This is a genomic window from Vibrio sp. SCSIO 43155 (assembly GCF_023716605.1).
GTDB lineage: Bacteria > Pseudomonadota > Gammaproteobacteria > Enterobacterales > Vibrionaceae > Vibrio > Vibrio harveyi.
Genome location: NZ_CP071852.1, coordinates 2,635,751 through 2,661,286 on the forward strand (window position 1 = coordinate 2,635,751; position 25,536 = coordinate 2,661,286).

26 protein-coding genes are annotated in these 25,536 nt (G+C 45.6%); 13 read left to right on the forward strand and 13 right to left on the reverse strand.

Going from position 1 to position 25,536, the window contains the following annotated elements; translation table 11 throughout:
• Positions 1-24: 24 nt before the first annotated feature.
• Both J4N44_RS12600 and J4N44_RS12605 read left to right on the forward strand, forming a co-directional pair.
• Positions 25-723 (forward strand): M15 family metallopeptidase, encoded by a 699-nt coding sequence (locus J4N44_RS12600; RefSeq protein WP_017189298.1) that lies wholly within the window; start codon positions 25-27, stop codon positions 721-723.
• Entirely contained in the window at positions 720-923 is a 204-nt protein-coding gene (locus J4N44_RS12605; protein ID WP_005445345.1) for a DUF2897 family protein, read from the forward strand. The genes J4N44_RS12600 and J4N44_RS12605 overlap by 4 nt, the downstream gene beginning before the upstream one ends.
• Before the next feature lie 107 nt (positions 924-1,030).
• On the opposite strand, the gene bamC is transcribed toward J4N44_RS12605, so the two are convergent.
• Entirely contained in the window at positions 1,031-2,050 is a 1,020-nt protein-coding gene (gene bamC, locus J4N44_RS12610; RefSeq protein WP_005445344.1) for an outer membrane protein assembly factor BamC, read from the reverse strand.
• Positions 2,051-2,102: 52 nt separating this feature from the next.
• Positions 2,103-2,981, reverse strand: a complete 879-nt coding sequence (dapA, locus tag J4N44_RS12615; RefSeq protein WP_005445343.1) for a 4-hydroxy-tetrahydrodipicolinate synthase — start codon at positions 2,979-2,981, stop codon at positions 2,103-2,105.
• A gap of 396 nt (positions 2,982-3,377) precedes the next feature.
• Here dapA and J4N44_RS12620 point away from each other — a divergent pair, with 396 nt between their 5' ends.
• Together J4N44_RS12620 and bcp are read left to right on the forward strand one after the other, a co-directional pair.
• Positions 3,378-3,920 carry a glycine cleavage system transcriptional repressor gene (locus tag J4N44_RS12620; RefSeq protein ID WP_005445342.1) on the forward strand — a complete coding sequence of 181 codons (543 nt, stop codon included), beginning with the start codon at positions 3,378-3,380 and terminating at the stop codon, positions 3,918-3,920.
• Between the two features lie 15 nt (positions 3,921-3,935).
• Entirely contained in the window at positions 3,936-4,406 is a 471-nt protein-coding gene (gene bcp / locus J4N44_RS12625; protein ID WP_005445341.1) for a thioredoxin-dependent thiol peroxidase, read from the forward strand.
• Positions 4,407-4,470: 64 nt separating this feature from the next.
• Here the strand turns inward: bcp and J4N44_RS12630 are convergent, their stop codons facing one another.
• Together J4N44_RS12630 and J4N44_RS12635 are read right to left on the reverse strand one after the other, a co-directional pair.
• The gene (locus J4N44_RS12630) at positions 4,471-5,541 is read right to left on the reverse strand and encodes an AI-2E family transporter (protein ID WP_005445339.1); all 1,071 of its coding nucleotides are present in this window, start codon (positions 5,539-5,541) and stop codon (positions 4,471-4,473) included.
• The gene (locus J4N44_RS12635; RefSeq protein ID WP_017189245.1) at positions 5,534-5,788 is read right to left on the reverse strand and encodes a sulfurtransferase TusA family protein; all 255 of its coding nucleotides are present in this window, start codon (positions 5,786-5,788) and stop codon (positions 5,534-5,536) included. The genes J4N44_RS12630 and J4N44_RS12635 overlap by 8 nt, the downstream gene beginning before the upstream one ends.
• Positions 5,789-6,037: 249 nt before the next feature.
• On the opposite strand from J4N44_RS12635, the gene bepA reads away from it, so the two are divergent.
• Genes bepA through J4N44_RS12655 form a run of 4 tightly spaced genes read left to right on the forward strand, consistent with a single transcriptional unit; the run spans position 6,038 to position 8,893 of the window.
• Positions 6,038-7,492, forward strand: coding sequence for a beta-barrel assembly-enhancing protease (gene bepA / locus J4N44_RS12640; RefSeq protein WP_005445335.1), 1,455 nt, complete (start codon positions 6,038-6,040; stop codon positions 7,490-7,492).
• Positions 7,493-7,508: 16 nt separating this feature from the next.
• Positions 7,509-7,859 carry an arsenate reductase (glutaredoxin) gene (arsC, locus tag J4N44_RS12645; RefSeq protein ID WP_005445333.1) on the forward strand — a complete coding sequence of 117 codons (351 nt, stop codon included), beginning with the start codon at positions 7,509-7,511 and terminating at the stop codon, positions 7,857-7,859.
• Positions 7,860-8,432 carry an NAD(P)H:quinone oxidoreductase gene (gene wrbA, locus J4N44_RS12650; protein ID WP_047517786.1) on the forward strand — a complete coding sequence of 191 codons (573 nt, stop codon included), beginning with the start codon at positions 7,860-7,862 and terminating at the stop codon, positions 8,430-8,432. It abuts the gene before it with no gap.
• A gap of 20 nt (positions 8,433-8,452) precedes the next feature.
• Positions 8,453-8,893 carry a DUF2069 domain-containing protein gene (locus J4N44_RS12655; RefSeq protein ID WP_252044513.1) on the forward strand — a complete coding sequence of 147 codons (441 nt, stop codon included), beginning with the start codon at positions 8,453-8,455 and terminating at the stop codon, positions 8,891-8,893.
• Positions 8,894-9,013: 120 nt separating this feature from the next.
• Here J4N44_RS12655 and J4N44_RS12660 read toward each other — a convergent pair whose 3' ends face one another.
• Positions 9,014-10,309 (reverse strand): DUF2066 domain-containing protein, encoded by a 1,296-nt coding sequence (locus tag J4N44_RS12660; RefSeq protein WP_252044515.1) that lies wholly within the window; start codon positions 10,307-10,309, stop codon positions 9,014-9,016.
• 236 nt (positions 10,310-10,545) lie between these two features.
• Here J4N44_RS12660 and J4N44_RS12665 point away from each other — a divergent pair, with 236 nt between their 5' ends.
• Positions 10,546-11,799 (forward strand): uracil-xanthine permease family protein, encoded by a 1,254-nt coding sequence (locus tag J4N44_RS12665; RefSeq protein ID WP_005433047.1) that lies wholly within the window; start codon positions 10,546-10,548, stop codon positions 11,797-11,799.
• 138 nt (positions 11,800-11,937) lie between these two features.
• Here the strand turns inward: J4N44_RS12665 and upp are convergent, their stop codons facing one another.
• Complete coding sequence (gene upp, locus J4N44_RS12670) at positions 11,938-12,564, reverse strand: uracil phosphoribosyltransferase (protein WP_005445324.1); 627 nt, start codon at positions 12,562-12,564, stop codon at positions 11,938-11,940.
• A 179-nt stretch (positions 12,565-12,743) separates the two neighbouring features.
• Between upp and purM the strand changes: the two genes are divergently transcribed.
• On the forward strand, positions 12,744-13,784 hold the full coding sequence (gene purM, locus J4N44_RS12675; protein WP_017189240.1) for a phosphoribosylformylglycinamidine cyclo-ligase: 1,041 nt from the start codon (positions 12,744-12,746) through the stop codon (positions 13,782-13,784).
• A 408-nt stretch (positions 13,785-14,192) separates the two neighbouring features.
• Positions 14,193-14,831, forward strand: a complete 639-nt coding sequence (gene purN, locus J4N44_RS12680) for a phosphoribosylglycinamide formyltransferase (RefSeq protein WP_005445321.1) — start codon at positions 14,193-14,195, stop codon at positions 14,829-14,831.
• 397 nt (positions 14,832-15,228) lie between these two features.
• On the opposite strand, the gene J4N44_RS12685 is transcribed toward purN, so the two are convergent.
• A complete protein-coding gene (locus J4N44_RS12685; protein WP_252044516.1) occupies positions 15,229-16,074 on the reverse strand; it encodes a class II glutamine amidotransferase in 846 nt (281 codons plus the stop codon).
• Positions 16,075-16,135: 61 nt separating this feature from the next.
• Positions 16,136-16,711, reverse strand: a complete 576-nt coding sequence (gene lpcA, locus J4N44_RS12690) for a D-sedoheptulose 7-phosphate isomerase (protein ID WP_005436835.1) — start codon at positions 16,709-16,711, stop codon at positions 16,136-16,138.
• 359 nt (positions 16,712-17,070) lie between these two features.
• Here lpcA and fadE point away from each other — a divergent pair, with 359 nt between their 5' ends.
• Entirely contained in the window at positions 17,071-19,515 is a 2,445-nt protein-coding gene (gene fadE / locus J4N44_RS12695) for an acyl-CoA dehydrogenase FadE (protein ID WP_017189239.1), read from the forward strand.
• Between the two features lie 1,346 nt (positions 19,516-20,861).
• Here fadE and J4N44_RS12700 read toward each other — a convergent pair.
• The 4 genes from J4N44_RS12700 to dnaQ all read right to left on the reverse strand — a co-directional run bounded on the left by J4N44_RS12700 (position 20,862) and on the right by dnaQ (position 24,258).
• Complete coding sequence (locus tag J4N44_RS12700) at positions 20,862-21,254, reverse strand: DUF1353 domain-containing protein (RefSeq protein ID WP_017189238.1); 393 nt, start codon at positions 21,252-21,254, stop codon at positions 20,862-20,864.
• A 41-nt stretch (positions 21,255-21,295) separates the two neighbouring features.
• Positions 21,296-21,802 (reverse strand): nucleotidyltransferase domain-containing protein, encoded by a 507-nt coding sequence (locus tag J4N44_RS12705; protein WP_038899082.1) that lies wholly within the window; start codon positions 21,800-21,802, stop codon positions 21,296-21,298.
• A gap of 474 nt (positions 21,803-22,276) precedes the next feature.
• Positions 22,277-23,527, reverse strand: coding sequence for a TIGR03503 family protein (locus J4N44_RS12710; protein WP_009698629.1), 1,251 nt, complete (start codon positions 23,525-23,527; stop codon positions 22,277-22,279).
• A gap of 11 nt (positions 23,528-23,538) precedes the next feature.
• Positions 23,539-24,258, reverse strand: coding sequence for a DNA polymerase III subunit epsilon (gene dnaQ, locus J4N44_RS12715; protein WP_029789635.1), 720 nt, complete (start codon positions 24,256-24,258; stop codon positions 23,539-23,541).
• Positions 24,259-24,316: 58 nt separating this feature from the next.
• Here dnaQ and rnhA point away from each other — a divergent pair, with 58 nt between their 5' ends.
• Positions 24,317-24,781, forward strand: a complete 465-nt coding sequence (gene rnhA / locus J4N44_RS12720; RefSeq protein ID WP_252044517.1) for a ribonuclease HI — start codon at positions 24,317-24,319, stop codon at positions 24,779-24,781.
• Here rnhA and J4N44_RS12725 read toward each other — a convergent pair.
• On the reverse strand, positions 24,778-25,533 hold the full coding sequence (locus J4N44_RS12725) for a class I SAM-dependent methyltransferase (protein ID WP_005446141.1): 756 nt from the start codon (positions 25,531-25,533) through the stop codon (positions 24,778-24,780). The genes rnhA and J4N44_RS12725 overlap by 4 nt on opposite strands.
• Positions 25,534-25,536: the final 3 nt, after the last annotated feature.

The following is a 25,536-nucleotide window of genomic DNA, read 5'->3' on the forward strand; positions in this document are numbered from 1 at the left end:
CATGCAACAATTAACGAGAGTGCCATGACGCCAGAGCAACTTACCGGAATGACCGATTCCCATCTGCAATCCACATTAGTGGGTCAAAAAGCCTTTCTGCTTCACCCTGAAGTGGCTGACGACTTACTAAACATGATTGAAGCCGCCACACAATCAGGCTTTAAGATGGAGATCGCCAGTGGGTTCCGTGACTTTAACCGTCAGAAAGCAATCTGGAACGGTAAGTTTGCAGGTGAACTGAAGATCCTCGATTCCGATTCGCAACCGCTCGACAAAACTCTACTCAATGACGAAGAAAAGCTCACTGCGATTCTTCGTTGGTCCGCCTTACCCGGAGGCAGTCGCCATCATTGGGGGTGTGATTTTGATGTTTATGCGCGTAACTTATTACCCGCTGATACACAATTACAATTGGAACCATGGGAGTATCTCGAAGGTCATCAGCGTGCTTTCTATCAATGGTTAGTCGATAACCTCGATAGCTTTGGGTTCTTTTTCCCTTATCAACAAGACTTAGGCGGTGTCGCCATCGAACCTTGGCACATCAGCCACAAATCTGTAGGGCAACAATGCCTGTCATTGTTAACACCAGAGTTGCTGAAAACTCAGTTAATTAAGCAAAATCAGATCGACAGCATTGCAGGGATGGATGTCATATTGAATAATTTGGATAAGGTTATCACCCAATTTATTCACAACATCACGCCGCCGGAGGCTCTATGATCGAAATTCTCACCAACCCCTGGGTCATTATCATCATAGTGCTCAGTATCGTGGTTGGTAACATTGCTGCGCTTAAGTACACCGCAAAAATGAAGTTTGGTCAGATGGATAAAAGTCGAAAAAACGATTTAGATAAGCTGAACGAACTAGACAAAGAACGCTATGGAGAGGAAAGCGAGAAGAAAGACGAAAATCGCTAATCTCTCGCACTTGATGCACTCTTCAACATTTGACATCAAGTAAGCAATCAAAAAGGGACCATTGCGGTCCCTTTTTTACTATTCAAATCTACTTATTTGTAGCGAAGTTAGTCTTTCACAACCGCAGCCAGTACTGGCGCAAGTGATTTCAAGAACTCTTCTTCTACTGGCTTACCAGACGAATCAGTAATGTTGATAGAAGTACGGTTACCTAGATCACCAAGCAAGAAGGTGTAAGTACCAGAGTTTAGATCGATTGGCTTAACACCAATGTCATTCCAGAACGCATCATCCGGTGACGCGTATTTCGCAGTCACTGTACCTTGCGACTGACTGCGCTCTTCAATCTTGAAGCCCATCTTCGGCATGATATCAGGCAGACGGTTCCACACGACATTGTATTGTGCACGAGCAATGATAACTGGCAGACCACTGCGGTCTTTACCCATGGTAATTGGGATGTGTTTCACTAGCTCTTGTGCTTTACGTTGCGCTTCTTCACGTACGTGTTGGTCGTAGCGTGCCGTTACCAAGTTGGTCATGAACACGTTGTAACGCTCACGGTTGGTACGTGTCACTTCTTTGACTTGGTTGCCTTCACGCCAGTCAATCAAGCTTACCTTGAAGCCATGACGACCATTCATCTCACCGCGAGTAATCTCGTAGCGGCTGCCGATTTCCATCTCTTCATCAGGAGAGTTCCAAGTCACCCAACCTGTTTCGATGCGGTTATCCGTTTGGCTTTCAACTGGGATCTTGTTCTCTGCAACCATCTCTTGAACGGTCTTCCAAACTTTATCCAGTTCATCCTTACGAAGCAGCCATAGTGTTACTTCACCGTCGCTACTGCGATCTAGGCGAGCACCAGGGATCAATTCCAATACTTGCTGAGGCGGACGAATATCAACATCTTTACCAATACCACCAGCGTAGTTTCCTTCAGGAATACGGTAGTTCGGGTAAAACTGAGGTTGAGCACCTGCCGGTACACTCCACTCTTCAAGAGCAGGCGTGTTCAAATACTCGAAGTCGTCCTTTGCTTGACGACGCTGATTGGCACCACCTGAACAGGCAGTCAATACGAATACAGCTAGTGAGCTTAACACTAACTGGCTTGAAAGCTTCATTTATACTCCTAAAACACTGAGGGCTTTACCACCCTCAGCATGAACTTCAATCCTAGTAAATACCGGCGTCTGTTAGCGCTTGTTCCACAACTGGCTGCGATTTTTCAGAAAGTGGGGTTAAAGGAAGACGCAGCTCACCCTCTTCAATCAAACCAAGCTTATGTGCTGCCCATTTCACTGGGATCGGGCTTGATTCAACGAATAGGTTTTTATGCAGAGTCATCAGACGATCGTTGATCGCTTCTGCTTCTTCAAATTTACCTTCACCTGCCAAATGGAACATGTCTGCCATGTCTTTAGCCGCGATATTGTTCGTTACTGAGATAACGCCGTGACCGCCTAGTTTAACAAATTCTAGACCCGTCGCATCATCACCACTTAGTAAGATAAAATCTTCGCCACAAAGTTCACGGTGAAGTGCAATTCGGCTTAAATCACCCGTCGCATCCTTCAATGCCACGATATTATCAAGCTTTGATAGGCGTGCCACTGTCTCAGGCGACATATCTACCGCAGTGCGACCCGGTACATTGTACAAAATTAGAGGTACATCACTCGCTTCTGCGATTGCTTTGTAGTGTTGGAACAAACCTTCTTGAGTTGGTTTGTTGTAGTAAGGCGTTACACTCAGGAAGCCAGCAATACCAGAATCAGCCAATAATTTGCTAAATGTAACTGCTTCGTGGGTTGCATTTGCTCCCGTACCAGCAATCACTGGGATACGACCGTTTGCGAATTCAACGGTTTTATTTACGACCTTTACATGCTCTTCAATGGTTAGAGTCGCTGACTCACCAGTGGTGCCAACTGCAACAATACCGTCTGTACCAGCTTCAACATGGTACTCAACAAGCTTTTGTAGACTATCAAAGTCTACTTCACCATCTGCTTTTAGTGGTGTAATCAGCGCTACGATACTTCCTGAAAACATGTTTATCTCCCTCATTTAACTCTTTCTGCATGGTACTGTAATGCGATTGAAAAACACAAGAGCGTAAACTCGCTTACAAAGTACAAATGAATGAATAATTATCAGTTGTTAGAGGTCTAGCAACTAAAATGTGAATTTTGTTCTCAATCCTAGCCATTCTGATAATCGTGTTCGTTGCAGCAAGGATTTCTCACCGCTTTCAATTAGGCGCGGAATATACTCTCTCGCCGAGAAGCTCAAGTCAGCGTTGAGTGAATTAATAGTGCACGCAATCAGCAAACTGTTCACTAAATCAACAAAGCGTTTTAACAAGTTTAAAAAAAGAACTGACTCGACATTTCTACTCCATATCTGTGCTAACATCTCTCTATTGAAGAAAGGACAAGAAGCTCATTTATGAAGCAACATCTGGTACTTACAGCGGTTGGAACGGATCGTCCGGGCATATGTAACCAAGTGGTTAAGCTCGTCACACAAGCTGGCTGTAACATTGTCGATAGCCGTATCGCTATCTTTGGTAACGAATTTACCCTTATCATGCTGCTTACTGGTAACGCCAGTAATGTCACTCGTGTCGAAACGCAATTGCCACTTCTTGGGCAAGAACACGACCTCATCACCATCATGAAACGCACATCAGCCCATGAGTTGCTCGATAACAGTTACACCATGGAAGTGTTTATTGAATCAGAAGACCGCATCGGTTTAACCGAGAAGTTTACGCAATTCTTTGCCGATAAACAGATTGGCCTACAATCACTTAGTGCGCAAACAATCAGTAAATCAAAGATCCAGCTGGATGCCGACCAATTCCACATTGCAATCACCGCTTCAGTAAGTGCAGATTGTAACTTGATGCAATTACAAGAAGATTTCGATGAACTTTGTAACACGCTCAACGTACAAGGTTCTCTGAATTTCATTAAAAACAATCTATAAGTAAAGGAAATAATGATGAATACGCTGACAGCAGGCACGCCAGCGCCAGCCTTCTCTTTGCTCGACCAAGATGGCAACACCGTTTCTCTCGGTGACTTCAAAGGTAAGAAAGTACTGTTTTACTTCTACCCAAAAGCGATGACACCAGGTTGTACGACTCAAGCAAAAGGTCTGCGTGATGTAAAAGCAGAACTAGACGCACACAACGTTGTGGTATTGGGTGTGAGTATCGATCCAGTAAAACGCCTAGGTAAGTTCATTGAGCGCGACGAGCTAAACTTCACGCTACTTTCTGACGAAGACCATGCCATTGCTGACCAGTTTGGTGTTTGGGGCGAGAAGAAGTTTATGGGTAAAGTCTACGATGGTCTTCACCGCATCAGCTTCTTGATCAATGAGGAAGGTGTTATCGAACACGTGTTCAACAAGTTCAAAACCAAAGACCACCATGAAGTGGTTGTGAACTACTTGAAAGAAAACGCGTAAACCTAGCTTTCAATCAAGCATCAAAAAGCCCAGCGATCGCTGGGCTTTTTATTGGATTCAATTTCTATTCTTGTATTGGTTCGCTTTCTTCCGTACTTGGTAGCGCGTTCCATACTGCTTTTACAAGCGTCGCCAATGGGATAGCGAAGAAGACCCCCCAGAAGCCCCACAAACCACCAAATACCAACACGGCAACAATGATCGCTACTGGGTGAAGGTTAACCGCTTCAGAGAACAGTACCGGAACCAACACATTACCGTCTAGCGCCTGAATAATGCCGTAGGCAACAAGTAACCAATAGAACTGAGGCGTTAAGCCCCATTGGAACAAGCCGACAATCGCGACCGGAACCGTCACCGCAGCCGCACCGATGTACGGGATAAGCACTGACAAACCCACCGCTACAGCAAGCAATGCAGAGTAGCGCAGGTCAAGAATCGCAAAAGTCACGTAACTCACGCCACCCACGATCAAGATTTCCAGCACCTTACCACGAATATAGTTCGAGATTTGTTCGTTCATCTCGTGCCATACTTTGTTCGCCAGCTTACGGTTCTTCGGTAAGATGCCACTTGCCATGCTGAGCATCTCATCTTTGTCTTTTAGTAAGAAGAACACCAATAATGGAACAAGAATCAAGTAAACCGCTAGCGTTGCTAAACTCACTAGAGAAGCCAGTGAGCCTTTTACGACGCTCTCACCTAAGCCAATCGCTTGGTTCTTCGCGTTAGTCACCACGGTTTCAACAATTTCTAGGTTCGCCAGCTCAGGGTAACGTTGTGGCAAGGTTGCAATGAACTTTTGTAGTCCAGCATACATGTTCGGAATATCGTTGATTAAATTCCCCACCTGAGTCCAAATCGTTGGCACTAAACCAAATACCGCGATCAACATTAAGCCAATAAAAATCAGTATGACAGTGATGACAGAAAACGTACGTGGGATACCCAAACGGCACATCTGCGTTACTGGCCATTCAAGTAAATATGCAAGAACAATCGCCACCAACAATGGCGCAATCAAATGCCCGAAAAAGTAAATTGTAATAAAGCCGAACAGCAGTATCGCCACGAGGCTCACTGCATGTGGGTCTGAAAAGCGTCGCTTATACCAACGACTTACCATTTCAAGCATCGTACGAAGATTCCTTATTGAATACGGTCAAAGTGAAGTGTTCAGGAGAAGCTTGGCAATCCACTGTGTAGCCTTGGTTACGCAAATACTTCACGATATCGTGCTTAGAGCTTTTATCCACCACTTGAATAACAAGCTGATGATCTTGTTGTGTTTCTTCCTGAAACACCTCAGCAGCGTGACGCTTGGCAAGTAACAGTGCCATAGGGCAGCGTTCCTTACGCAAATCAAGTAATATGGATTCCATTGTATTGCTCTGCACTTGTGATAGGGTTGTATTGTAACGGCTTTTTGAGCTGGTGCTAGCATTTCTCACATGATTTAAGAGTAGACGCGCAGGACTTTTAGATTGACAATTTACGAAACCAATTCGTTTATCTTCGGTCTTATTGCTAGCATATTCATCCCACAAGGATGACCATAAAGTCTGTGCTGATGTTGAATGGATTTCGCCCCTCAAGCACACACTCGGTATTTTGGAGAATCTTTAAACCGTATGTTAAAACGCACTCGCTCGCTAGTTTGTTTATGCCTTGCTGCTGCATTGAGTACACCAACGCCAGTTTATGCCAATAGTCCCGACCTCCCAGATATTGGTACGGCAGCCGGAGGCACTCTAACGATAGATCAAGAGTTGATTTATGGTGACGCCTATATGCGTATGCTGAGAGCCAGCAAACCTATCGTCAATGACCCTGTTATCAACGAGTACATCGACTCACTGGGTCACCGTTTGGTCGCGAATGCCAATGACGTAAAAACCCCATTCCACTTTTTCATGATCCGAGATCGCAACATCAACGCCTTCGCTTTTTTCGGCGGCTACGTTGCCCTACACTCAGGTCTCTTTCTCCATGCCCGCACTGAAAGTGAGTTAGCCTCCGTTGTTGCTCACGAAATCGCGCACGTTACTCAGCGCCACCTTGCACGAAGCATGGAAGAACAAGCTCGTCGTTCACCAGCAACCATGGCAGCACTTGCTGGCGCTCTTCTGCTTGCGATAGCCTCTCCTGAGGCTGGTATGGCAGCGGTGACGGCAGCAACCGCTGGCAATATGCAAAGCCAAATCAACTACACTCGCTCCAACGAGAAAGAAGCAGACCGCTTTGGTATCGCAACACTGGCAAAAGCGGGCTTTGATGCACAAGCGATGCCACGCTTTTTTGGTCGCCTAGCGGATGAATATCGATACGCAAGCAAGCCGCCACCAATGTTGCTCACTCACCCGTTGCCTGAAGATCGTATTACAGACAGTCGTGCTCGTGCTCGTGCTTACCCACCAATGCGGGTGATGCCTTCTATTGATTACCATTTAACCCGAGCTCGCATTGTCGCACGTTATGCCGGAATTGATGGTCAAGCAGCAATGAGTTGGTTTGACCGAACTCAAAAGAAAGCCTCACCTGATATTGTGCCATCATTTGATTATGGTCGAGCCTTGGTACACCTAGACAACAAGCGTTTGAGTGAAGCGGAACCTTTATTGAAAAAGCTCCTTCAGCAAGACCCAGGTAACCCGTTTTATCTGGATGCAATGACCGATCTTTATATTGCTCAAAAGCAACCACAAAAAGCAGTGGATATGTTGAGTAGCGCACTCAAACGCAACCCACAAAACAAAGTCCTGACCATCAACTATGCAAACGCATTACTTGAGGCGAAAAAGGACCAAGAAGCGGTGCGTATTCTGCAGCGCTACACACACGATAACCCAGAAGACACGAATGGCTGGCACCTGCTTTCACAAGGCAGTCATGCGCTGGGTAAAAGTGATGAAGAACTCGCCGCACGTGCCGAAATTTTGGCATTGCGAGCCAACTGGAACAAAGCCATCCAGTATTACAGTGAAGCAAGTAAAATTGCTAAGTTAGGTAGCTTACAACAAGCTCGATATGACGCTCGTATCGACCAACTGATGATCCAAAGAGATCGATTCATGGCATTACAATAACGAAATGGAGAGAACCATGTCAGTCGTGATTTATCACAACCCTCGCTGCTCAAAGAGCCGTCAAACACTTGAACTGCTTGAGCAAAATGGCGTAACACCGGAAGTGGTTAAATACCTTGATACACCGCTTAATGTTGAACAACTGAAAGCGCTTTATGCTCAACTTGGTTTCTCTTCCGTACGCGAAATGATGCGTACCAAAGAAGACATCTACAAAGAGCTGGCACTGGGAGAAGCCTCTGTCAGTGATGAGCAACTGTTCGAAGCGATGGCACAAAACCCGAAACTGTTTGAACGCCCAGTAGTAGTTGCAAATGGGAAAGCAAAAATCGGTCGCCCACCAGAACAAGTTTTGGAAATTCTGTAAATGGATTGCCAGATCCTCATTTTGTATTTCAGCCGTCATGGCTCGACAAAACAACTGGCAAGACAAATAGCAAGAGGAGTCGAGTCGACTCCTCATTGCGAAGCGATTTTACGTACAGTTGAAGAATTGTCATCTCACTCACATACCCCTTCTGATCCAATTGCTACTCTAGATGAGTTGAAGCAGTGCGACGGTCTCGCATTTGGCAGCCCAGTTTGGTTTGGCAACATGGCAGCGCCGCTCAAGCACTTTTGGGATCAAACCACACCTTTGTGGGTGAATGGCGACCTTATCGATAAGCCAGCTTGTGTGTTTACCTCTTCGTCTTCCATGCATGGCGGTCAAGAAACCACGCTACAAAGCATGATGACCCCATTATTGCATCACGGCATGATGGTATTAGGAATCCCTTATTCAGAGCCAGAACTGCACACCACGCAATCAGGAGGCACACCCTACGGTGCAAGCAGTGTAGGACAAGAGCCAAGTCTCACGGCAGAAGAGATTCGTCTCGCACAACAATTAGGAAAACGACTGGCAACCACAGCGAAAAAGCTCAAAGGAAGTCAGTAAGCTCAAGGATAAGTAAATCGATGTCTGACATTATTGACCAACCACCTCTTAGCACACGCGCTCAAACCTATCGCTACATGGCGCTGTTTGGCAATTTAGCGTTATTGGCTTGGGTTGCGATCTGGCAACTGGCGTTGTCCCCTCACCCACATCTAAGCAGCACTACATTGGCGATTGCTTGGTGTATTCCTCTATTGTTACCACTTCCTGGTATTTTAGCGGGCAAACCCTACACACACGCTTGGGCAAACTTCGTTCTGATGCTGTATTTTTTGCATGCGTTGACGATTTTGTATGTTGACGATGGTGAGCGTTGGTTGGCCGCAGTAGAGTTGCTCCTTACCTCACTCGGCTTTGCTGGTAACATTTTGTTTGCCCGAGCACGTGGTAAAGAGTTGGGTCTGAAGTTAAAACGCTTATCTCAAGTCGAAAAAGAAGAAAAAGCGAAGTTCAATAAATAGAAGCGAAACCATTACGGGGACATGGCGCTTCAAGCTGAACTAGCTTCATCACATCTCCAGCCATAGAACCACTAAAAAAAAGAGTCGCACTAAGCGACTCTTTTTTGTTTTGAATAAACCTTAACTTAGGTTTTCAACCACATCCGTTTCCAATACTGGCGCGATTTCAGAATCTTGTTCTACTGGCTCGGCTTTCGTGCGAACTGGAGCATTCCATTTGTAGATCAGATCGTACTGCTTTGGCGCTGGTTGTAGTGCAACAGCAGGTGTGATTGATGCCGGCTCAGTTGCCACATTTGTTTCCGTTGCCGTATCGAGCTCAACGACTTGAGCGGTTTGATCTTCTGTTGTTTCCGCTGGCAATTGCGTTGGTTGAACAACTTCCTCAGGAAGCTGGGCTGGTGCTGACGGCTCTACATTCTCAAGCGGGTCTTCGGTAATCTCAAGTGAACGGATAGAAGACGCTTCTTGTTCAAACGCTTGTTGAGATGCCAACAAGTGAATCGTTAACGTCACTTGATTGCCTTGAATTCGTTTGATTTCAGTACCCGCCACTGAGTTTAGCTTCGTCAATGAGTTCTCAAGATTAAAGAATTCCACCGCTGATGCGACATCTAATACCTTCACATCAATCGCTTCAGATGATTTGCTTGATACCACAACAGCACTCTTCTTCGCGTAGTAGTCTGCGATACCACCCATCATGGCGGAGATTGCATTTGCACCAGACGCTGAGCCACTGCGAGGTGACTGTTGCGATTGAGCAAGTTGCGCTGGTGATTGGTCATATAGCGTCCAGCGAATTTTATCGCCTTGCACACGCACCACTAGCACAGCATCAACAGGGTAACGCTGACTCGCTTGGCTGATTGGGTCTACAAAGCCCCCCCACAAATCAGACACGTTAACACCCGTAACATCATCAAAGTCCCCCACAGGCATAGTGACTGGTAGGCCTCGAGATTCAGCCGCAGCGCGCAGTGCAGCAGCACTGGTTGAGTCTGAATGCTCCCAAGTGATCGTACGATCATAGCCCTGCTCTTCTACCATCCAAACTAAGATGTTGGCACGGTTTGGAGACCATAATGGTAATTGCGCTTGAGTCAGTAGTGAACGAATCTGACCACTATTAAACAGCATCTTTAAACTGCTTTGACCATCAAGCTGACCATAACCAAGCTGAGAAATGTAGCGAGAACTTGAACCCACTGCTTTCTTTATTACCGGGTTGCTAAGGGAAGATTGGCTACCTGTCGCACGCACAATCACATCTTGCATACCTTGTTGACGAGCGAGCTCTTCGCCGTCTTTTTGCTCACCGTCGATCGCCACTTCGGCACGATAGATATCTACCTGAGTTAATGCATAAACTGGCAGAGACAACCAACCTATCAATAAGAGAGCTAAATAGCGCATAGTTTTCATAATCCTCTGAACAAGAACCCGCATGATAAGCAACTATCAAACCGTGAGCAAGAAGAGTACTGAGTGAATTGTCTGTATTCTGACCAAGTTAAAACACGTAAGTGAAACTAAACATTCGTCGACCTTATAAATCCACACAAAAGTTTGATCTAGGCAACATTGCAATCGATTGCCAGATGATAAGATTCGCCGGATTTGTCTGCGTATCTTTGAAATAGGGAATTATTATGAAAAACGCGTTACAAGGCGCTCAGATGCTCTTTGTCGCTTTTGGTGCTCTCGTATTAGTACCACTTCTTACTGGTCTTGACCCAAACGTTGCTCTGTTTGGTGCTGGTGTCGGTACTCTTCTTTTCCAACTAATAACTAAACGTTCCGTTCCTATCTTCCTTGCCTCTTCTTTTGCGTTTATTGCTCCTATTATGTTCGGTATCCAAACTTGGGGTATCGGTGCGACTATGGGCGGCTTAATGGCGGCGGGTTTGGTTTATGTCGCGCTTGGTGCGATGATCAAAGTGCGTGGTGTCGGCTTCATCCATAAAATTTTACCACCAGTTGTGGTAGGTCCGGTGATTATGGTCATTGGTCTTGGTTTGGCACCAACAGCAGTAAACATGGCGGTAGGTAAAACCGGTGACGGTGCCATCCAACTCGTAAATGGTGATGCTGCAGTTATCATTTCAGCAGTGTCATTACTAACGACCATCGCACTGAGTGTATTCGCGAAAGGCTTCCTAAAACTGGTGCCTATCGTCGGCGGTATCTTAGCGGGTTACTCTGTTTCGCTTTTCTATGGTGTGGTTGATTTCACTCCAGTAGCTCAAGCAGCTTGGCTAGCCATGCCAAACTTCACAGCGCCAGAGTTTAACATCAACGCTATCTTATTCATGATCCCAGTTGCGATCGCACCAGCGGTAGAGCACGTAGGAGACATGCTGGCTATCTCAAACGTAACGGGTAAAAACTACCTGAAGAAACCTGGTCTTCACCGCACGATTGCGGGTGACGGGGTGGCAACAATTGCGGCTTCTATGGTTGGTGCTCCACCAAATACAACTTACAGCGAAGTAACGGGCGCAGTGATGCTGACTAAAGCCTTTAACCCTGTGATCATGACATGGGCGGCGATCACGGCAATCGTACTTGCCTTAGTGGGTAAGCTCGGAGCCATTCTACAAACGATCCCTGTTCCGGTTATGGGTGGCATCATGATCCTATTGTTCGGTTCTATCGCAACCGTCGGTCTAAACACGCTCATCAAAAACAATGTGGACCTGCACAAATCACGTAACCTAGTGATCGTCGCAGTAACACTGGTATTTGGTATCGGTGGCATGGCTTTCGGTATTGGCGAGTTTAGCCTACAAGGTGTGAGCCTGTGTGGTATCGTGGCTATCATTCTTAACCTTGTGCTACCACACGATCTTGGTGAAAACCACGTGGTGGATAATGCACAGATGGAAGAAGACAACGCGAAGTAATTTATCGTGCGGCTTAATTGATTTGAGTCGCGCGGTTATCACTTTCATATCTAACTTCTAGCTTCCACATAGCAGAGACAAAAAAGGCTTGGTTTTCACCAAGCCTTTATTTATTCAATTCAGTAAAAGCAATAACGCTTATTTAGTACCGAAGATCTTGTCACCAGCGTCACCTAGACCAGGAACGATGTAACCTTTGTCGTTTAGCTTCTCATCGATTGCAGCTGTGTATAGCTCAACGTCTGGGTGAGCTTTTTCTAGCGCTTCGATACCTTCAGGAGCAGCGACAAGAACAAGTACTTTGATTGCCTGACAACCTTTCTCTTTTAGAAGGTCGATAGTCGCGATCATAGAACCACCAGTTGCAAGCATTGGGTCAACAACTAGAGCAATACGCTCATCGATGTTAGAAGCAAGCTTGTTAAAGTATGGTACTGGCTCTAGTGTTTCTTCATCGCGGTAGATACCAACAACACTGATACGCGCGCTTGGCATGTGCTCTAGAACACCATCCATCATGCCTAGACCTGCACGCAAGATTGGCACAACTGTTACTTTTTTACCCTTGATTTGGTCAACTTCTACAGGACCATTCCAACCTTCAATGGTTACTTTCTCTGTTTCAAAGTCTGCAGTCGCTTCGTAAGTAAGTAGGCTACCGACTTCTGTCGCTAACTCACGAAAACGCTTCGTGCTGATGTCACCTTCTCGCATTAGACCGATTTTATGTTTTACTAGAGGGTGTTTAACTTCAACAACTTTCATTTCCATCTCCGGCTTTATTGGCAATATTTAAACAAACCTTCAGATTATACATGATTTTTGCAGGGATATCAGGATAGATCACTAAAGAAAAAAACCGACGCAAACGTTTGCTATCTGTATTTAACCACTGGTAGAATAGCGCCGTTTTCATATCCAACTTAAAAACCGAGGACTTCCCTGTGAGTGGTAACAACTCTTCTCTTAGCTATAAAGACGCTGGTGTAGATATTGATGCAGGCAACGCGCTTGTAGATCGTATTAAAGGTGCGGTTAAGCGTACTCGTCGCCCTGAAGTGATGGGTGGTATCGGCGGTTTTGGCGCATTGTGTGAACTACCAACTAAATACAAACAGCCTGTACTGGTTTCTGGTACTGACGGTGTTGGTACAAAACTTCGCCTAGCGCTGGATATGAACAAGCACGACACTATTGGCGTTGACCTAGTGGCAATGTGTGTAAACGATCTAATCGTTCAAGGTGCAGAGCCATTATTCTTCCTAGATTACTACGCGACAGGCAAACTGGATGTAGACACAGCGGCAGACGTAGTTTCTGGTATCGCTGATGGCTGTGTTCAAGCAGGCTGTGCACTTATCGGTGGTGAAACCGCTGAAATGCCAGGCATGTACGAAGGCGAAGACTACGACGTTGCAGGCTTCTGTGTTGGCGTAGTGGAAAAAGAAGATGTGATTGATGGTACTAAAGTAGCTGCTGGTGATGCACTTATCGCAGTTGGCTCTAGCGGTCCACATTCGAACGGTTACTCGCTTATCCGTAAGATTCTAGAAGTTTCTGGCGCAGATAAGAACGAAGAGCTAGCAGGTCGCACTATTGGCGAACACCTTCTAGAACCAACTAAGATTTACATCAAATCAGCACTTAAGATGATTGAGAAACACGATATCCACGCGATCTCTCACATCACTGGTGGTGGTTTCTGGGAAAACATTCCACGCGTACTGCCTGAAGGAACCAAAGCCGTTATCGATGGTAACAGCTGGGAATGGCCAATCATCTTCAAATGGCTACAAGAGAAAGGCAACGTTGAAACACACGAGATGTACCGTACGTTCAACTGTGGTGTTGGTCTAGTCGTTGCACTACCAAAAGACCAAGCGGACGCAGCAGTTGCACTTCTTAAAGAAGAAGGCGAAAACGCATGGGTGATTGGTGAAATTGCTCAAGCAGAAGCCAATGAAGAGCAAGTTGAAATCCAATAACTTGCGAATCAAGCTCAAAAAATAAAAAGAATGAGGATGTTATCCCCAAATAACTTCTAAATGCAGGTTCAGCGAGAATGAACTGGTTTGTAGGCGCGACAACGATTTGAAGATCTAGTGGTTCTAAATCAAAAATCGTTAACAAAGTATACAAGCCAATACAGCTCGCCCTTCGGGAGCATGTCACCAATACGATTTCATCGTCAAACAACTTGGAAAAAGCTTACTATTCCACTGCGTTGTTTTCCTTGAACTAGAATTGGTGACAAAGCTCTGAATCCAGCCTAATGAAGTCATTTGGGGATATAGTCCTCATTCTGCTATCTGGAACATCGAAAACCATTCTAATAGTAGGTAATTTAGCAATTACGCACGTCAAACCTACAGTATCAAGGCAGTCTCAATATCATGAAAAACATAGTGGTCCTCATTTCAGGTAACGGCAGTAACCTGCAAGCTATCTTGGAAGCTTGCGAAGACAACATGCCAAATGCACAAGTCGCAGCCGTATTCTCCAACAAAGCTGACGCTTATGGTTTAGAACGTGCAAAGCAGTTTGATGTGAACGACCATTTTGTCGATCCAAAAGCATTTGATTCACGCGAAGACTTTGATGCTGAACTGATGCAGCAAATCGATGAGTACCAACCAGACGTCATTGTGCTCGCAGGCTACATGCGTATTTTGAGCAGCGCGTTTGTTTCCCACTATCTGGGCAAGATGATCAACATCCACCCTTCTCTTCTGCCAAAGTACCCGGGGTTACACACCCACCAGCGCGCGATTGATGCAGGCGACAAAGAACACGGCACCAGTGTTCACTTTGTGACAGAAGAATTAGACGGCGGACCTGTGGTATTGCAAGCAAAAGTGCCAGTATTTGAAGACGACGATGCCGATACTCTAGCCGCTCGCGTTCAAACTCAAGAGCACAAGATCTACCCAATGGTGACTAAGTGGTTAGTAGAAGAGCGCTTAACCATGAAAGATGGCAAAGCATTTCTTGATGGTTTTGAGCTTGGTGAACACGGCTACGCTGACGAGTAATTCTGAATACCAAATTCCAAACGCAAAAAGGCAGCCATCAGGCTGCCTTTTGTTATTTTAAATCTTATAAGCTTGGCTCAATGAAGCCGTTGTCAAACTAGAAACCAAAACTAACAACCTAAAAAGTCCCTGACACCACCTTAGCAATACAACTCTCGGATAGTAGATTCTGAATCTGACTCGTTCCTCGTCGTTCAGAATGACGCTGCAGGCAAAGAAAAATCAATTTCACTTCAATCATTTACGTCATTCCAGCGAGCCTTAGCGAGACTAGGAATCTATTATCAATACGCTAGGAAGTAAAAATGCTCATCTGTACCCGCCTTCGGTTTAAGACGCATAAAAATAAAGCTCGCGATTAAGCGAGCTTTATCTAGATGTTCATTGTCAAAAACCATCACTCCAGCGGCTCAGTTGGCGCTTGGTTACCCGGCTTCGGTGCAGCAAATGGAACACCTTCCAGAGCTTTGGCATTGTTCAATACCAATTCCCCAACGTGAAACAAACCGTACTCGCCCGGCTTCATACGATGCCATGTTTCATTGCCAGTAAGCGGCTGAGTTGCAATCACAGAAACCACATCATTTGGTGTCGTCTCTTCTTGGAAGTTGATTTCTACATCTTCATCCAACAGAGCAGCCTTGCCAAATGGAGCTCGACGGGTAATCCAATACAAATGGTTGGTACAGTAAGTCATCACAAACTCACCGTCGCTGAGCAGCATGTTGAACACGCCTTTATCTTTTAGCTTGTCGCAACATTCAGCGACATAGATAAAGACCGCTTCCATATCCTGAGGAGGCTCAGGATACTTATCTTCCATCTGCTTTAATAGCCAGCAAAATGCCATTTCACTGTCAGTTTGCCCTACCGGACGGTGACGCCCTGTGTACAAATCTTGGTAATCGGTCAGCTGACCATTGTGTGCAAAAGTCCAGTAACGCCCCCAAAGCTCACGCGTAAACGGATGGGTGTTTTCCAGATTCACACCACCTCGGTTAGCTTGGCGAATATGACTCACTACTGCGCGACTTTTTATCGGGTAGTTTTGCACTAATTCAGCAATCTTTGAGTCACAACTTGGGTTTGGATCTTTGAAAGTGCGGAATCCCTTTCCTTCATAAAAAGTGATTCCCCAACCATCACGATGCGGACCAGTACGACCACCGCGCTGCATCAATCCAGTAAAACTGAAACAAATATCGGTTGGAACATTTGCGCTCATGCCGAGCAATTCACACATGGTTTAACGAACTCCTTACCTTAAAACACAACTAAGCCATCATTCAGCTTAGTTGTAAATCTTATTCCATCTCTTTTTCGATCAATTGAATAATGATGTGAATGATCTTGATGTGTACTTCTTGGATACGGTCTGCATAACCGAAATGCGGTACGCGAATCTCGATGTCTGCAAGACCGGCCATCTTACCGCCATCTTTACCCGTTAGCGCAATCGTCTTCATGCCTTTTGCTTGGGCTGCTTCAATCGCTTTTAAGATGTTACCTGAGTTACCAGAAGTCGATAGACCGAACAGAACATCACCTTTGCGACCCACTGCTTCTACGTAACGTGAGAAGACAAAGTCATAGCCAAAGTCGTTACTTACGCAAGAAAGGTGGCTTGGATCTGAAATAGCGATGCCAGCATAACCTGGACGGTTTTCACGGTAGCGACCTGTTAGCTCTTCTGCAAAGTGCATTGAGTCACAGTGCGAACCACCGTTACCACACGACAGCACTTTACCGTCTTGCTTGAAAGAATCAGCAATCATTTTCGCTGCTGCTTCGATTTGCGCGATGTTGTGATCATCACTTAAAAACTTGTTCAGAACTTCAGCAGCTTCGTTTAATTCACTTCTAATCAGATCTTGGTACATAAGACGTTCTCTTTATTATTTCGGCCAAAACAGTGAGGTTGAGCCTCTCGCTTAGCAAATTGTGCTGATGAGGCAATTGCCTTGCACATTTCATTACTCTGAGTTTACCCACAAACGAGAATTAGTGTCGATAGCGAACCACAAGATTTGGATTCTTCACGGTAATAAACTTGCTAACTTGCTTATGAAATCATCACCCAACTCTCAACTTTAGAATTTTAACTCTACTTAGATCACTTTTTGCTCAATGTTGTGTTTTACATTTCTTTAATATTTTGATTACACTTATGAGAACTGGTTAGACCTCTTACCAAAATACAGACGTACAACATAATTAAAGTCTGAGAAGGAAAAAACATATGGACATCTTGCTCTCAATCGTAGCGATGACAGTTGTGTTAGGCATTACGCTTTACCACAGAATGTCACTCGTGAAATCCGTCAGCCTGCTAACAGCTGCCATGCTAGCACTGACTATCGCAGGCTCAGTTGGTTTTATTGGCTGGGTACTATACGTTCTTGCCGTTGCAGTGTTCGCGGTTTCTAGCATTCGCCAATCCCTCATTAGCCGCAAAGCACTTGCTCTGTTTAAGAAAGTCCTACCTGCTATGTCTCAAACCGAAAAAGAAGCATTAGACGCAGGTACAGTGTGGTGGGAAGCAGAACTATTTAAGGGCAAACCTGAATGGCAAAAACTTCATGCCATCAAAGCTCCTAAATTAAGTAAAGAAGAGCAAGACTTCTTAGACGGTCCTGTAAACGAAGTGTGCGCTATGGTTAGTGACTTTCAGGTAACACACGAACTTGCAGATTTACCACCAGAAGTGTGGCAATACCTTAAGGACAATAAGTTTTTCGCCATGATCATCAAGAAGAAATACGGCGGTCTTGAGTTCTCTGCATACGCTCAATCTTTGGTATTACAAAAACTAACCGGCGTTTCTGGCGTTTTGTCATCTACAGTTGGTGTTCCAAACTCGTTAGGTCCCGGTGAACTACTGCAACACTACGGCACTGAAGAGCAGAAAAACCACTACTTACCCCGTCTTGCTGAAGGTAAAGAAATCCCATGTTTCGCATTAACTAGCCCAGAAGCAGGTTCCGATGCAGGCTCAATCCCAGATTACGGTATTGTATGTAAAGGCGAATGGGAAGGCGAAGAAGTGCTTGGTATGCGCTTAACATGGAACAAGCGCTACATCACTCTTGCTCCTGTCGCAACGGTACTTGGTCTTGCTTTTAAACTGCGTGATCCTGATGGCTTGCTAGGCGACCAAAAAGAGTTGGGCATCACCTGTGCGCTTATTCCAACGGACCTAAAAGGCGTTGAGATCGGCAATCGTCACTTCCCGCTTAATGTACCATTCCAAAACGGTCCAACCCGCGGTAAAGACATTTTCGTTCCGATGGATTTCATTATTGGTGGCGAGAAAATGGCAGGTCAAGGCTGGCGTATGCTGGTTGAATGTCTGTCAGTTGGTCGAGGTATCACACTGCCTTCTAACTCAACAGGTGGCATCAAAACTGCCGCGATGGCGACAGGCGCTTACTCGCGTATTCGTCGTCAGTTCAAACAACCTATCGGTCATATGGAAGGCGTAGAAGAACCATTAGCGCGCCTAGGCGGTAATGCTTACGTTATGGATGCGGCAAGCAACTTAACTGTAGCTGGTATTGACCTTGGTGAAAAACCTTCGGTTATCTCGGCTATCGTGAAATATCACTGTACTCACCGTGGGCAGCAAAGCATCATCGACGCGATGGACATCGTAGGCGGTAAAGGTATCTGTATGGGTCCTTCTAACTTCCTAGCGCGTGGTTACCAAGGTGCGCCAATCGCGGTAACGGTAGAAGGTGCAAACATCTTAACTCGTTCAATGATCATCTTTGGTCAAGGTGCGATTCGTTGTCACCCGTATGTTCTTGAAGAGATGAACGCGGCTTACTCTGACGCAGGCGATGCGGTTGAGAAATTCGACAAAGCGCTAGCGGGTCATGTCAGCTTCACCATGAGTAACCTCGTTCGCAGTATCTGGTTTGGTCTAAGTGACGGTCTAGGTTCTTCATCACCAACCAAAGATGCAACCAAACGTTACTACCAACAATTGAACCGTTACAGTGCAAACCTTGCTCTGCTATCGGATATCTCAATGGCGGTGCTAGGTGGCTCATTAAAACGTAAAGAGCGTCTGTCTGCACGTCTTGGCGACATTCTAAGTCAGCTGTACCTTGGCTCTGCAACCCTAAAACGCTTTGAGCAAGATGGTCGCCCGGTTGAAGACCTACCACTAGTACACTGGGGCTTACAAGACAGCTTGAAGCAGACTGAAGCAGCGATTGATGAGTTCCTAGCGAACTTCCCTAATAAAGTGATCGGTCGTGCACTGCGTGTATTGATCATGCCATTTGGTCGTGTACGTAAAGCGCCAAGTGATAAGCTAGACAGCAAAGTAGCTCGTATTCTACAAACACCAAGTGCAACACGCTCACGCATTGGTCGTGGTCAGTACCTAGAACCAACTGAGCACAATGCAGCAGGTAAAATTGAGCTAGCACTGTCTGTGATTCTTCAAGCTGAGCCTGTGTTCGACAAGGTATGTAAAGCGCAAGGCAAACGCCGCCCATTCCTACGTTTGGATATGATCGCTCAAGAAGGTTTAGAGCAAGGTGTAATCACTCAAGAAGAAGCGGATCTGTTGAGAGAAGCAGAGCAGCATCGTCTAGACACCATCAACGTAGACGACTTTGAGCCAGAGCTATTAGCCGCAAAGCCGCTTTACCCTCAGATGGAGCACGTCGCTTAAGCAGGTAATCACTTAAACGAAAAATAGAAAAGCAAAACGGGAGCTAAGGCTCCCGTTTTTTATTGAATCTCTGCTTCGCACAACACGGCGCTCGCAAAGTCCTAGAGCGCTGATAGCAGATTCTTAGTCTCGCTGAAACTCGCGAGAATGACGGTTTACTTTGAGTTGTCAGGTTACTATACACACAGTGTTCCTAGGTTTTCGTCATTCTGAACAGTGAGGAACGAACGTGATTCAGAATCTATTTACCACGTGTTCCTTAGATAATGACGCCCCAAGGTCCTAGAGCGCTGATAGCAGATTCTTAGTCTCGCTGAAACTCGCGAGAATGACGGTTTACTTTGAGTTGTCAGGTTACTATACACAGTGTTCCTAGGTTTTCGTCATTCTGAACAGTGAGGAACGAACGTGATTCAGAATCTACTTACCACGTGTTCCTTAGATAATGACGCCCCAAGGTCCTAGAACGCTGATAGCAGATTCTTAATCTCGCTGGAGCTCGCTAGAATGACGGTTTACTTTGAGTTATCAAGTGACTACACGCACAGTGTTCCTAGATTTCCGTCATTCTGAACAGTGAGAAACGAACGTGATTCAGAATCTACTTACCACGTGTTCCTTAGATAATGACGCCCCAAAGTCCTAGAACGCTGATAGCAGATTCTTAGTCTCGCTGAAGCTCGCTAGAATGACGGTTTACTTTGAGTTATCAAGTGACTACACGCACAGTGTTCCTAGATTTCCGTCATTCTGAACAGTGATGAACGAACATGATTCAGAATCTACTTACCACGTGTTCCTTAGATAAGGACGCCCCAAAGTCCTAGAACGCTGATAGCAGATTCTTAGTCTCGCTGAAGCTCGCTAGAATGACGGTTTACTTTGAGTTGTCAGGTTACTGCACGCACAGTGTTCCTAGGTTTTCGTCATTCTAAACAGTGAGGAACGAACGTGATTCAGAATCTACTTTCCACGTGTTCCTTAGATAATGACGCCCCAAGATCCTAGAAAGCTGATAGCAGATTCTTAGTCTCGCAAGAGCTCGCTAAAATGACGGTTTACTTTGAGTTATCAAGTGACTGCACACACAGTGTTCCTAGATTTCCGTCATTCTAAACAGTGAGGAACGAACATGATTCAGAATCTACTTTCCACGTGTTCCTTAGATAAGGACGTCCCAAAGTCCTAGAGTGCGGATAGCAGATTCTTAGTCTCGCTGAAGCTCGCTAGAATGACGGTTTACTTTGAGTTATCAAGTGACTACACGCACAGTGTTCCTAGATTTCCGTCATTCTGAACAGTGAGGAACGAACGTGATTCAGAATCTACTTACCAAGAGAGCCTAGCTAGACAGATAAAAGATCCGGTTTGGAAAAACATCCACCAAACACTCTGACTCCGTAATAGATGTAGGAAGCCCTAAAATTCGACATGCCGTGTTCGAGACAAATTTGACGCAGAAGCCTATCCGCTTGCTCTCGACTGCTTTGCGGCAATACTTCCTCCCTCATGAGCTGGTACAACGCGTCATGCACCAAAGACGCCTTGAGGATGTTTTGAGTATCAATAGCAGGACCACTCGCCCCATCCCATGAATAGCCTTTCTTAATCGTCAGCACCCCTTGCTCGGATAGGCTGAGAAACGGGCTGTCAAAAGGCTGCGCGAGGGCGATACCAGTTTCAATCTGTTCTTCGGAATGAAGGTTATATTTGTACGTCCGACGTTTTTTGTACTTCATAAACACCTCCTAGTCACCAAGCGGCTTGTAAGACACTATACCTAGAGCTTGTCTGCGAGTTTCTTGAGGTAGTTTTTTGCCAACTCATTGTTGTTGCGACTCAGCCATTTTATACAGTCAAACAGCTCCCAAATCAGACCTTGGTCTCCACTTGTATAAACGGGAAAATCTTCATGCTTTGGGGCTGGCTCATCGGTTACTAGCTCATCGATGATATCAGCTTTATCGAATAGAACTTTGAAGGGTCTTGAAAGTTGGAAAGGTTCATTAAGATCCAAGCAATGAATCTCTGCACTGGTCAGATCGTTAAAGATGTACTTTTTAAAGCAAGCATTCTCATTGTGATCGCCTTCAAGACGATAGAAGATCTCTTTGCCTTCCTCAAACAGAGCAAAGCAAGGTGTGACATTTTTATGGAAGTTATTTTTGGTAAACACGATAACATCCGCATCCGAAACACGATCCCCTTTTCCTGAAGACAATGAGCCAAGCAATACTGCGGCTACCACCTCTTCTTCGTGCACAAAGGCGTTGCATGCAGATTCCACTAGCGCTCTTTGCAAAGGTAAATGATCTAGATTTAATAATTTGATTGTCACAGCTAAAGTCCTCAATTTAAGCGCAGCACACAATGTAAATATCAGTTTTTAAACCAAAGTATACCCAAGTGACTTCAAGATACAGGATTCAGAGCGTTGTCATTGATTCGAGAGTAAGGAAAACAACGCAGTATAATAGCCAGCTCTTTCCAAGTTGTTTGGTGCAGCCATTGGTTTAATAAAAAAGCGAGTTCATGACACACTCTCAAAGGGCACTCTTTACAAATAGTAAGGGCCTTGGCTTGTATACTTTGTTGCCGATTCTTGATTTAGAATCAAGATCTTTAAATCGCCGCAGCGTCTACACATCAACTCATTCTCGCTGAACCCGAGTATCTGAGTTACTTGGGTATAAAACTCTAGTAAGACGATCTAACAAAAACGGAGCCAATCGGCTCCGTTCTATAATCTCATTTCTTTGCCCTACTTCTTAGGGACTTCCAATTGCATCTCTGGCATAGCTTGACGCTTGGCTTTTACCTTGCTCCATATGATCCAGAATAGCACCACTAGAATCAGTGCGATGACGTTTCCGATACCTATGATGATCATGCTGCGCTTACGTTCCGCTTCGCGCTCAGCAATGATGCGTTTTTCCATTTCAATACGACGCTGCTCAGCGAGTTCCGCCTCTTTCGCGACACGAGCCGCTTCAAGATCCACCTCCTCAACAACACTAAATGACTGTTCTTTGATTGGGAAGACTAATGAACGCTTAGTCGCTAAGTCAGTTGCAAACACCTCACCGTGCCATGAGTATTTACCTAGCTCTGGATCGTTGTCCATTTTGAGCGTAGTTTTCGTGCCATCAGCCGACACTTGACCTTGGCTATAACTGATAAAACCATCGGGCGCTTCCTGCTCAATGTTCACCGCAATAGAGCCCGGAGTGATCATGCCTTGTTCACCACTGACCACCAGCTGATGCGGTTGGTCTGCATGACGTGATTGAATAAAGGTGCGCGTAATTGGCGATGGATAGACCAGCACGATTTGTTCTTGCGCTCTCAGGAAAACCCCGTTACCTGATGTAATGCGTGCGCGGTACTTACCCGGCTCAACATCAATTGGTAGCTGAACCGTAAATACACCATCACCTGCTTTTTCATCCAAACCACGACCATCATCGGCAAACTCACCGATCACCATAGGTACTGGTCGCGCTTCTTTGATCAGTTCGTCTTCATTCTCAACAAATTTGGTGAAGGTGACGCGCAGATTGACGCGGTCTAGAAAATCTCTCAATACCAACGGTTGATCGTCTGAGGTTAAACGCGCGGTGAACTTAAGCGCCTCACTGTGGTAAAGGCGATTAGGGAACACATCGGTACTCAGCTTGAGATGTGAAATCAGACGGATGTTGTTTTTAGGAGTGACCTTACCCACAGCCTGCCAAGGACCTGGCATTGGATTATCAATCGATATGATGTCCAGAGAAGGCTCTTGGTACCAACGCACATTGTCGTAGGTACCCCATGCATAATATTTTTTGCCATCAGGACGGACAAGAACAACGGGCTGAGAGCTCTGTTCGCGATAAACCAGAAAGGTAATTTGTTCGATGGTTGGGTCGACACGAAATCGGTTATCTAACAAAGACATGGCGGACTCGCTCGCAGAAAACGCGAAACAACTCCAGAACGCTAAAATAGCGACTGACAAAGCCCTCAACATAGTCTCTCCTATTACTGCCAAATACTGTCGTTCACCAGTTCCAATCTTTTCTGGTGTGCTTCTACTTCATCGGCAGTTGCACGCAAAACCTTTAGCGCTTTTCTTCCTTCAACACGACGAATACCTTCTGCACCACCGTCACTCTTGTTAGAGTTGAATTCTAGGCTTGTTTGTCCACCAGTCATCAGTAGGTAAACGTCAGCTAGAATCTCCGCATCGAGCAATGCCCCGTGGAGCGTACGGTGTGAGTTATCAATGCCGTAACGTTCACACAAAACGTCGAGGTTGTTCCGTTTGCCTGGGAAGATTTTCTTCGCCATGGCAAGGGTATCAGTCACCTTACAGAAGTCATCCGTTTTACCGATCGTCGGATCGAGCATTTCAAACTCGTAATCCATAAAGCCGGTATCGAAGGGCGCGTTGTGGGCAACTAACTCGGCACCTTTGATGAAATCTAAAAACTCTTGGTGGACATTTGCATAGTCCGGCTTGTCGACAAGAAACTCATCGGTGATACCGTGTACTTCAATTGCATCTGGCTGAATGTCACGGTCCGGTTTTAGGTAAACGTGGAAGTGACGACCAGTTAGCTTACGGTTGATGATTTCCACGGCACCGATCTCGATAATGCGGTGACCCATGTAGTGCGGACCGCCTTCGAGGTTCATACCCGTGGTTTCGGTATCGAGTACGACAATACGATTATGTTCAGAATTGCTGCTGGTATTCATAAGGTTATGTGTGTCAGACTATGCTTTATTAAATGTTTCGGCTAATAGTACCAAAAATATGACCAAACACGTTGAGATTTTCACTGATGGATCTTGTTTAGGCAATCCTGGTCCAGGTGGTTACGGCATTGTTCTGCGTTACAAGCAAACAGAAAAGACGCTAGCAAAAGGCTACACATTGACGACCAACAACCGTATGGAAATTTTGGCAGCAGTAGTGGCACTTCAAACGTTAAAAGAGCCATGCCAAGTAACGTTAACAACGGATAGCCAGTACGTGCGCCAAGGCATTACGCAATGGATACACAACTGGAAAAAACGTGGCTGGAAGACCGCAGATAAAAAGCCGGTAAAGAACGCCGATCTATGGCAAGCACTCGATAAAGAAACCGCTCGCCACCAAGTAGATTGGCACTGGGTGAAAGGTCATGCGGGTCATCGTGAAAACGAAATCTGTGATGAGCTAGCACGCGCAGCCGCAGAAAACCCAACCGAAGAAGATACAGGGTACCAAGCGTCTTAGTTTTTACCGCTTGAGACCTTTTTCACTGCACTGCCCTCTCTGTTCATCACGCCCAATGGTGTTAACTTTCTCTTCAAGCGCCAATGCGGCTTGATCGGTTTGAGAGGGTACGTTCGTTTACGAGCAACGATATAGTACAAACTTCCTGCCGGTGATGCCCAATCGCCTAAGCTATTTTCTAGCCACGTCCACATAGTTTTGTAACGCGTCATAGGAAACAGCGCGTAACGGTCACAATGAATCACTTGATAGTTCAATACACCTAACCAGTCTTTGATACGGTTGGCGGTGAACATACGTCCGCTCCATGGTAAGTTGTTTCTGCGCCAAGGCAACAAACTTGCTACACCAGTGAGACTGATCGGATTAAACCCCGTAATAATAAGATAACCATCATCCATCATGACGCGGTCAACTTCACGTAGCAACCGATGGGGATCACTTGCATAGTCAAGCTGATGAGCCAGCACAACAACATCAAAGCTTTTCTCTAAAAAGGGTAATTCGTAACCATCTGCGATGACATTATGCAACGGGTTCTGGATATCTACGTTGACTTGGTGTTGAATGTTACAACTACAGCTGGTTAGCTCACAGCTCAAGCCACCCAATTTCAACATGTGGTAACCGAACAGCTTCGGACACCACTCATCAAGGCGGGTTTGGATTGACTCAAGTACCCATGGGCCATTATTCATTTCTGACCAAGTCGACGGGTGCTGTAAAGTTTTGTTGCTGAGTGCTGGTTTCATTAA

Excerpts from the sequence above, each read along its gene's own strand:
- fadE (WP_017189239.1), top strand. The coding sequence starts at position 17,071 with ATGGACATCTTGCTCTCAATCGTAGCGATGACAGTTGTGTTAGGCATT.
- J4N44_RS12685 (WP_252044516.1), bottom strand. The coding sequence starts at position 16,074 with ATGTGTGAATTGCTCGGCATGAGCGCAAATGTTCCAACCGATATTTGT.
- dnaQ (WP_029789635.1), bottom strand. The coding sequence starts at position 24,258 with ATGAATACCAGCAGCAATTCTGAACATAATCGTATTGTCGTACTCGAT.
- lpcA (WP_005436835.1), bottom strand. The coding sequence starts at position 16,711 with ATGTACCAAGATCTGATTAGAAGTGAATTAAACGAAGCTGCTGAAGTT.
- J4N44_RS12665 (WP_005433047.1), top strand. The coding sequence starts at position 10,546 with ATGAAAAACGCGTTACAAGGCGCTCAGATGCTCTTTGTCGCTTTTGGT.
- purN (WP_005445321.1), top strand. The coding sequence starts at position 14,193 with ATGAAAAACATAGTGGTCCTCATTTCAGGTAACGGCAGTAACCTGCAA.
- J4N44_RS12600 (WP_017189298.1), top strand. The coding sequence starts at position 25 with ATGACGCCAGAGCAACTTACCGGAATGACCGATTCCCATCTGCAATCC.
- J4N44_RS12620 (WP_005445342.1), top strand. The coding sequence starts at position 3,378 with ATGAAGCAACATCTGGTACTTACAGCGGTTGGAACGGATCGTCCGGGC.
- J4N44_RS12605 (WP_005445345.1), top strand. The coding sequence starts at position 720 with ATGATCGAAATTCTCACCAACCCCTGGGTCATTATCATCATAGTGCTC.
- J4N44_RS12635 (WP_017189245.1), bottom strand. The coding sequence starts at position 5,788 with ATGGAATCCATATTACTTGATTTGCGTAAGGAACGCTGCCCTATGGCA.
- J4N44_RS12710 (WP_009698629.1), bottom strand. The coding sequence starts at position 23,527 with ATGTTGAGGGCTTTGTCAGTCGCTATTTTAGCGTTCTGGAGTTGTTTC.
- dapA (WP_005445343.1), bottom strand. The coding sequence starts at position 2,981 with ATGTTTTCAGGAAGTATCGTAGCGCTGATTACACCACTAAAAGCAGAT.
- upp (WP_005445324.1), bottom strand. The coding sequence starts at position 12,564 with ATGAAAGTTGTTGAAGTTAAACACCCTCTAGTAAAACATAAAATCGGT.
- bcp (WP_005445341.1), top strand. The coding sequence starts at position 3,936 with ATGAATACGCTGACAGCAGGCACGCCAGCGCCAGCCTTCTCTTTGCTC.
- J4N44_RS12630 (WP_005445339.1), bottom strand. The coding sequence starts at position 5,541 with ATGCTTGAAATGGTAAGTCGTTGGTATAAGCGACGCTTTTCAGACCCA.
- rnhA (WP_252044517.1), top strand. The coding sequence starts at position 24,317 with ATGACCAAACACGTTGAGATTTTCACTGATGGATCTTGTTTAGGCAAT.
- bepA (WP_005445335.1), top strand. The coding sequence starts at position 6,038 with ATGTTAAAACGCACTCGCTCGCTAGTTTGTTTATGCCTTGCTGCTGCA.
- arsC (WP_005445333.1), top strand. The coding sequence starts at position 7,509 with ATGTCAGTCGTGATTTATCACAACCCTCGCTGCTCAAAGAGCCGTCAA.
- bamC (WP_005445344.1), bottom strand. The coding sequence starts at position 2,050 with ATGAAGCTTTCAAGCCAGTTAGTGTTAAGCTCACTAGCTGTATTCGTA.
- J4N44_RS12660 (WP_252044515.1), bottom strand. The coding sequence starts at position 10,309 with ATGCGCTATTTAGCTCTCTTATTGATAGGTTGGTTGTCTCTGCCAGTT.
- J4N44_RS12725 (WP_005446141.1), bottom strand. The coding sequence starts at position 25,533 with ATGAAACCAGCACTCAGCAACAAAACTTTACAGCACCCGTCGACTTGG.
- J4N44_RS12700 (WP_017189238.1), bottom strand. The coding sequence starts at position 21,254 with ATGAAGTACAAAAAACGTCGGACGTACAAATATAACCTTCATTCCGAA.
- J4N44_RS12655 (WP_252044513.1), top strand. The coding sequence starts at position 8,453 with ATGTCTGACATTATTGACCAACCACCTCTTAGCACACGCGCTCAAACC.
- wrbA (WP_047517786.1), top strand. The coding sequence starts at position 7,860 with ATGGATTGCCAGATCCTCATTTTGTATTTCAGCCGTCATGGCTCGACA.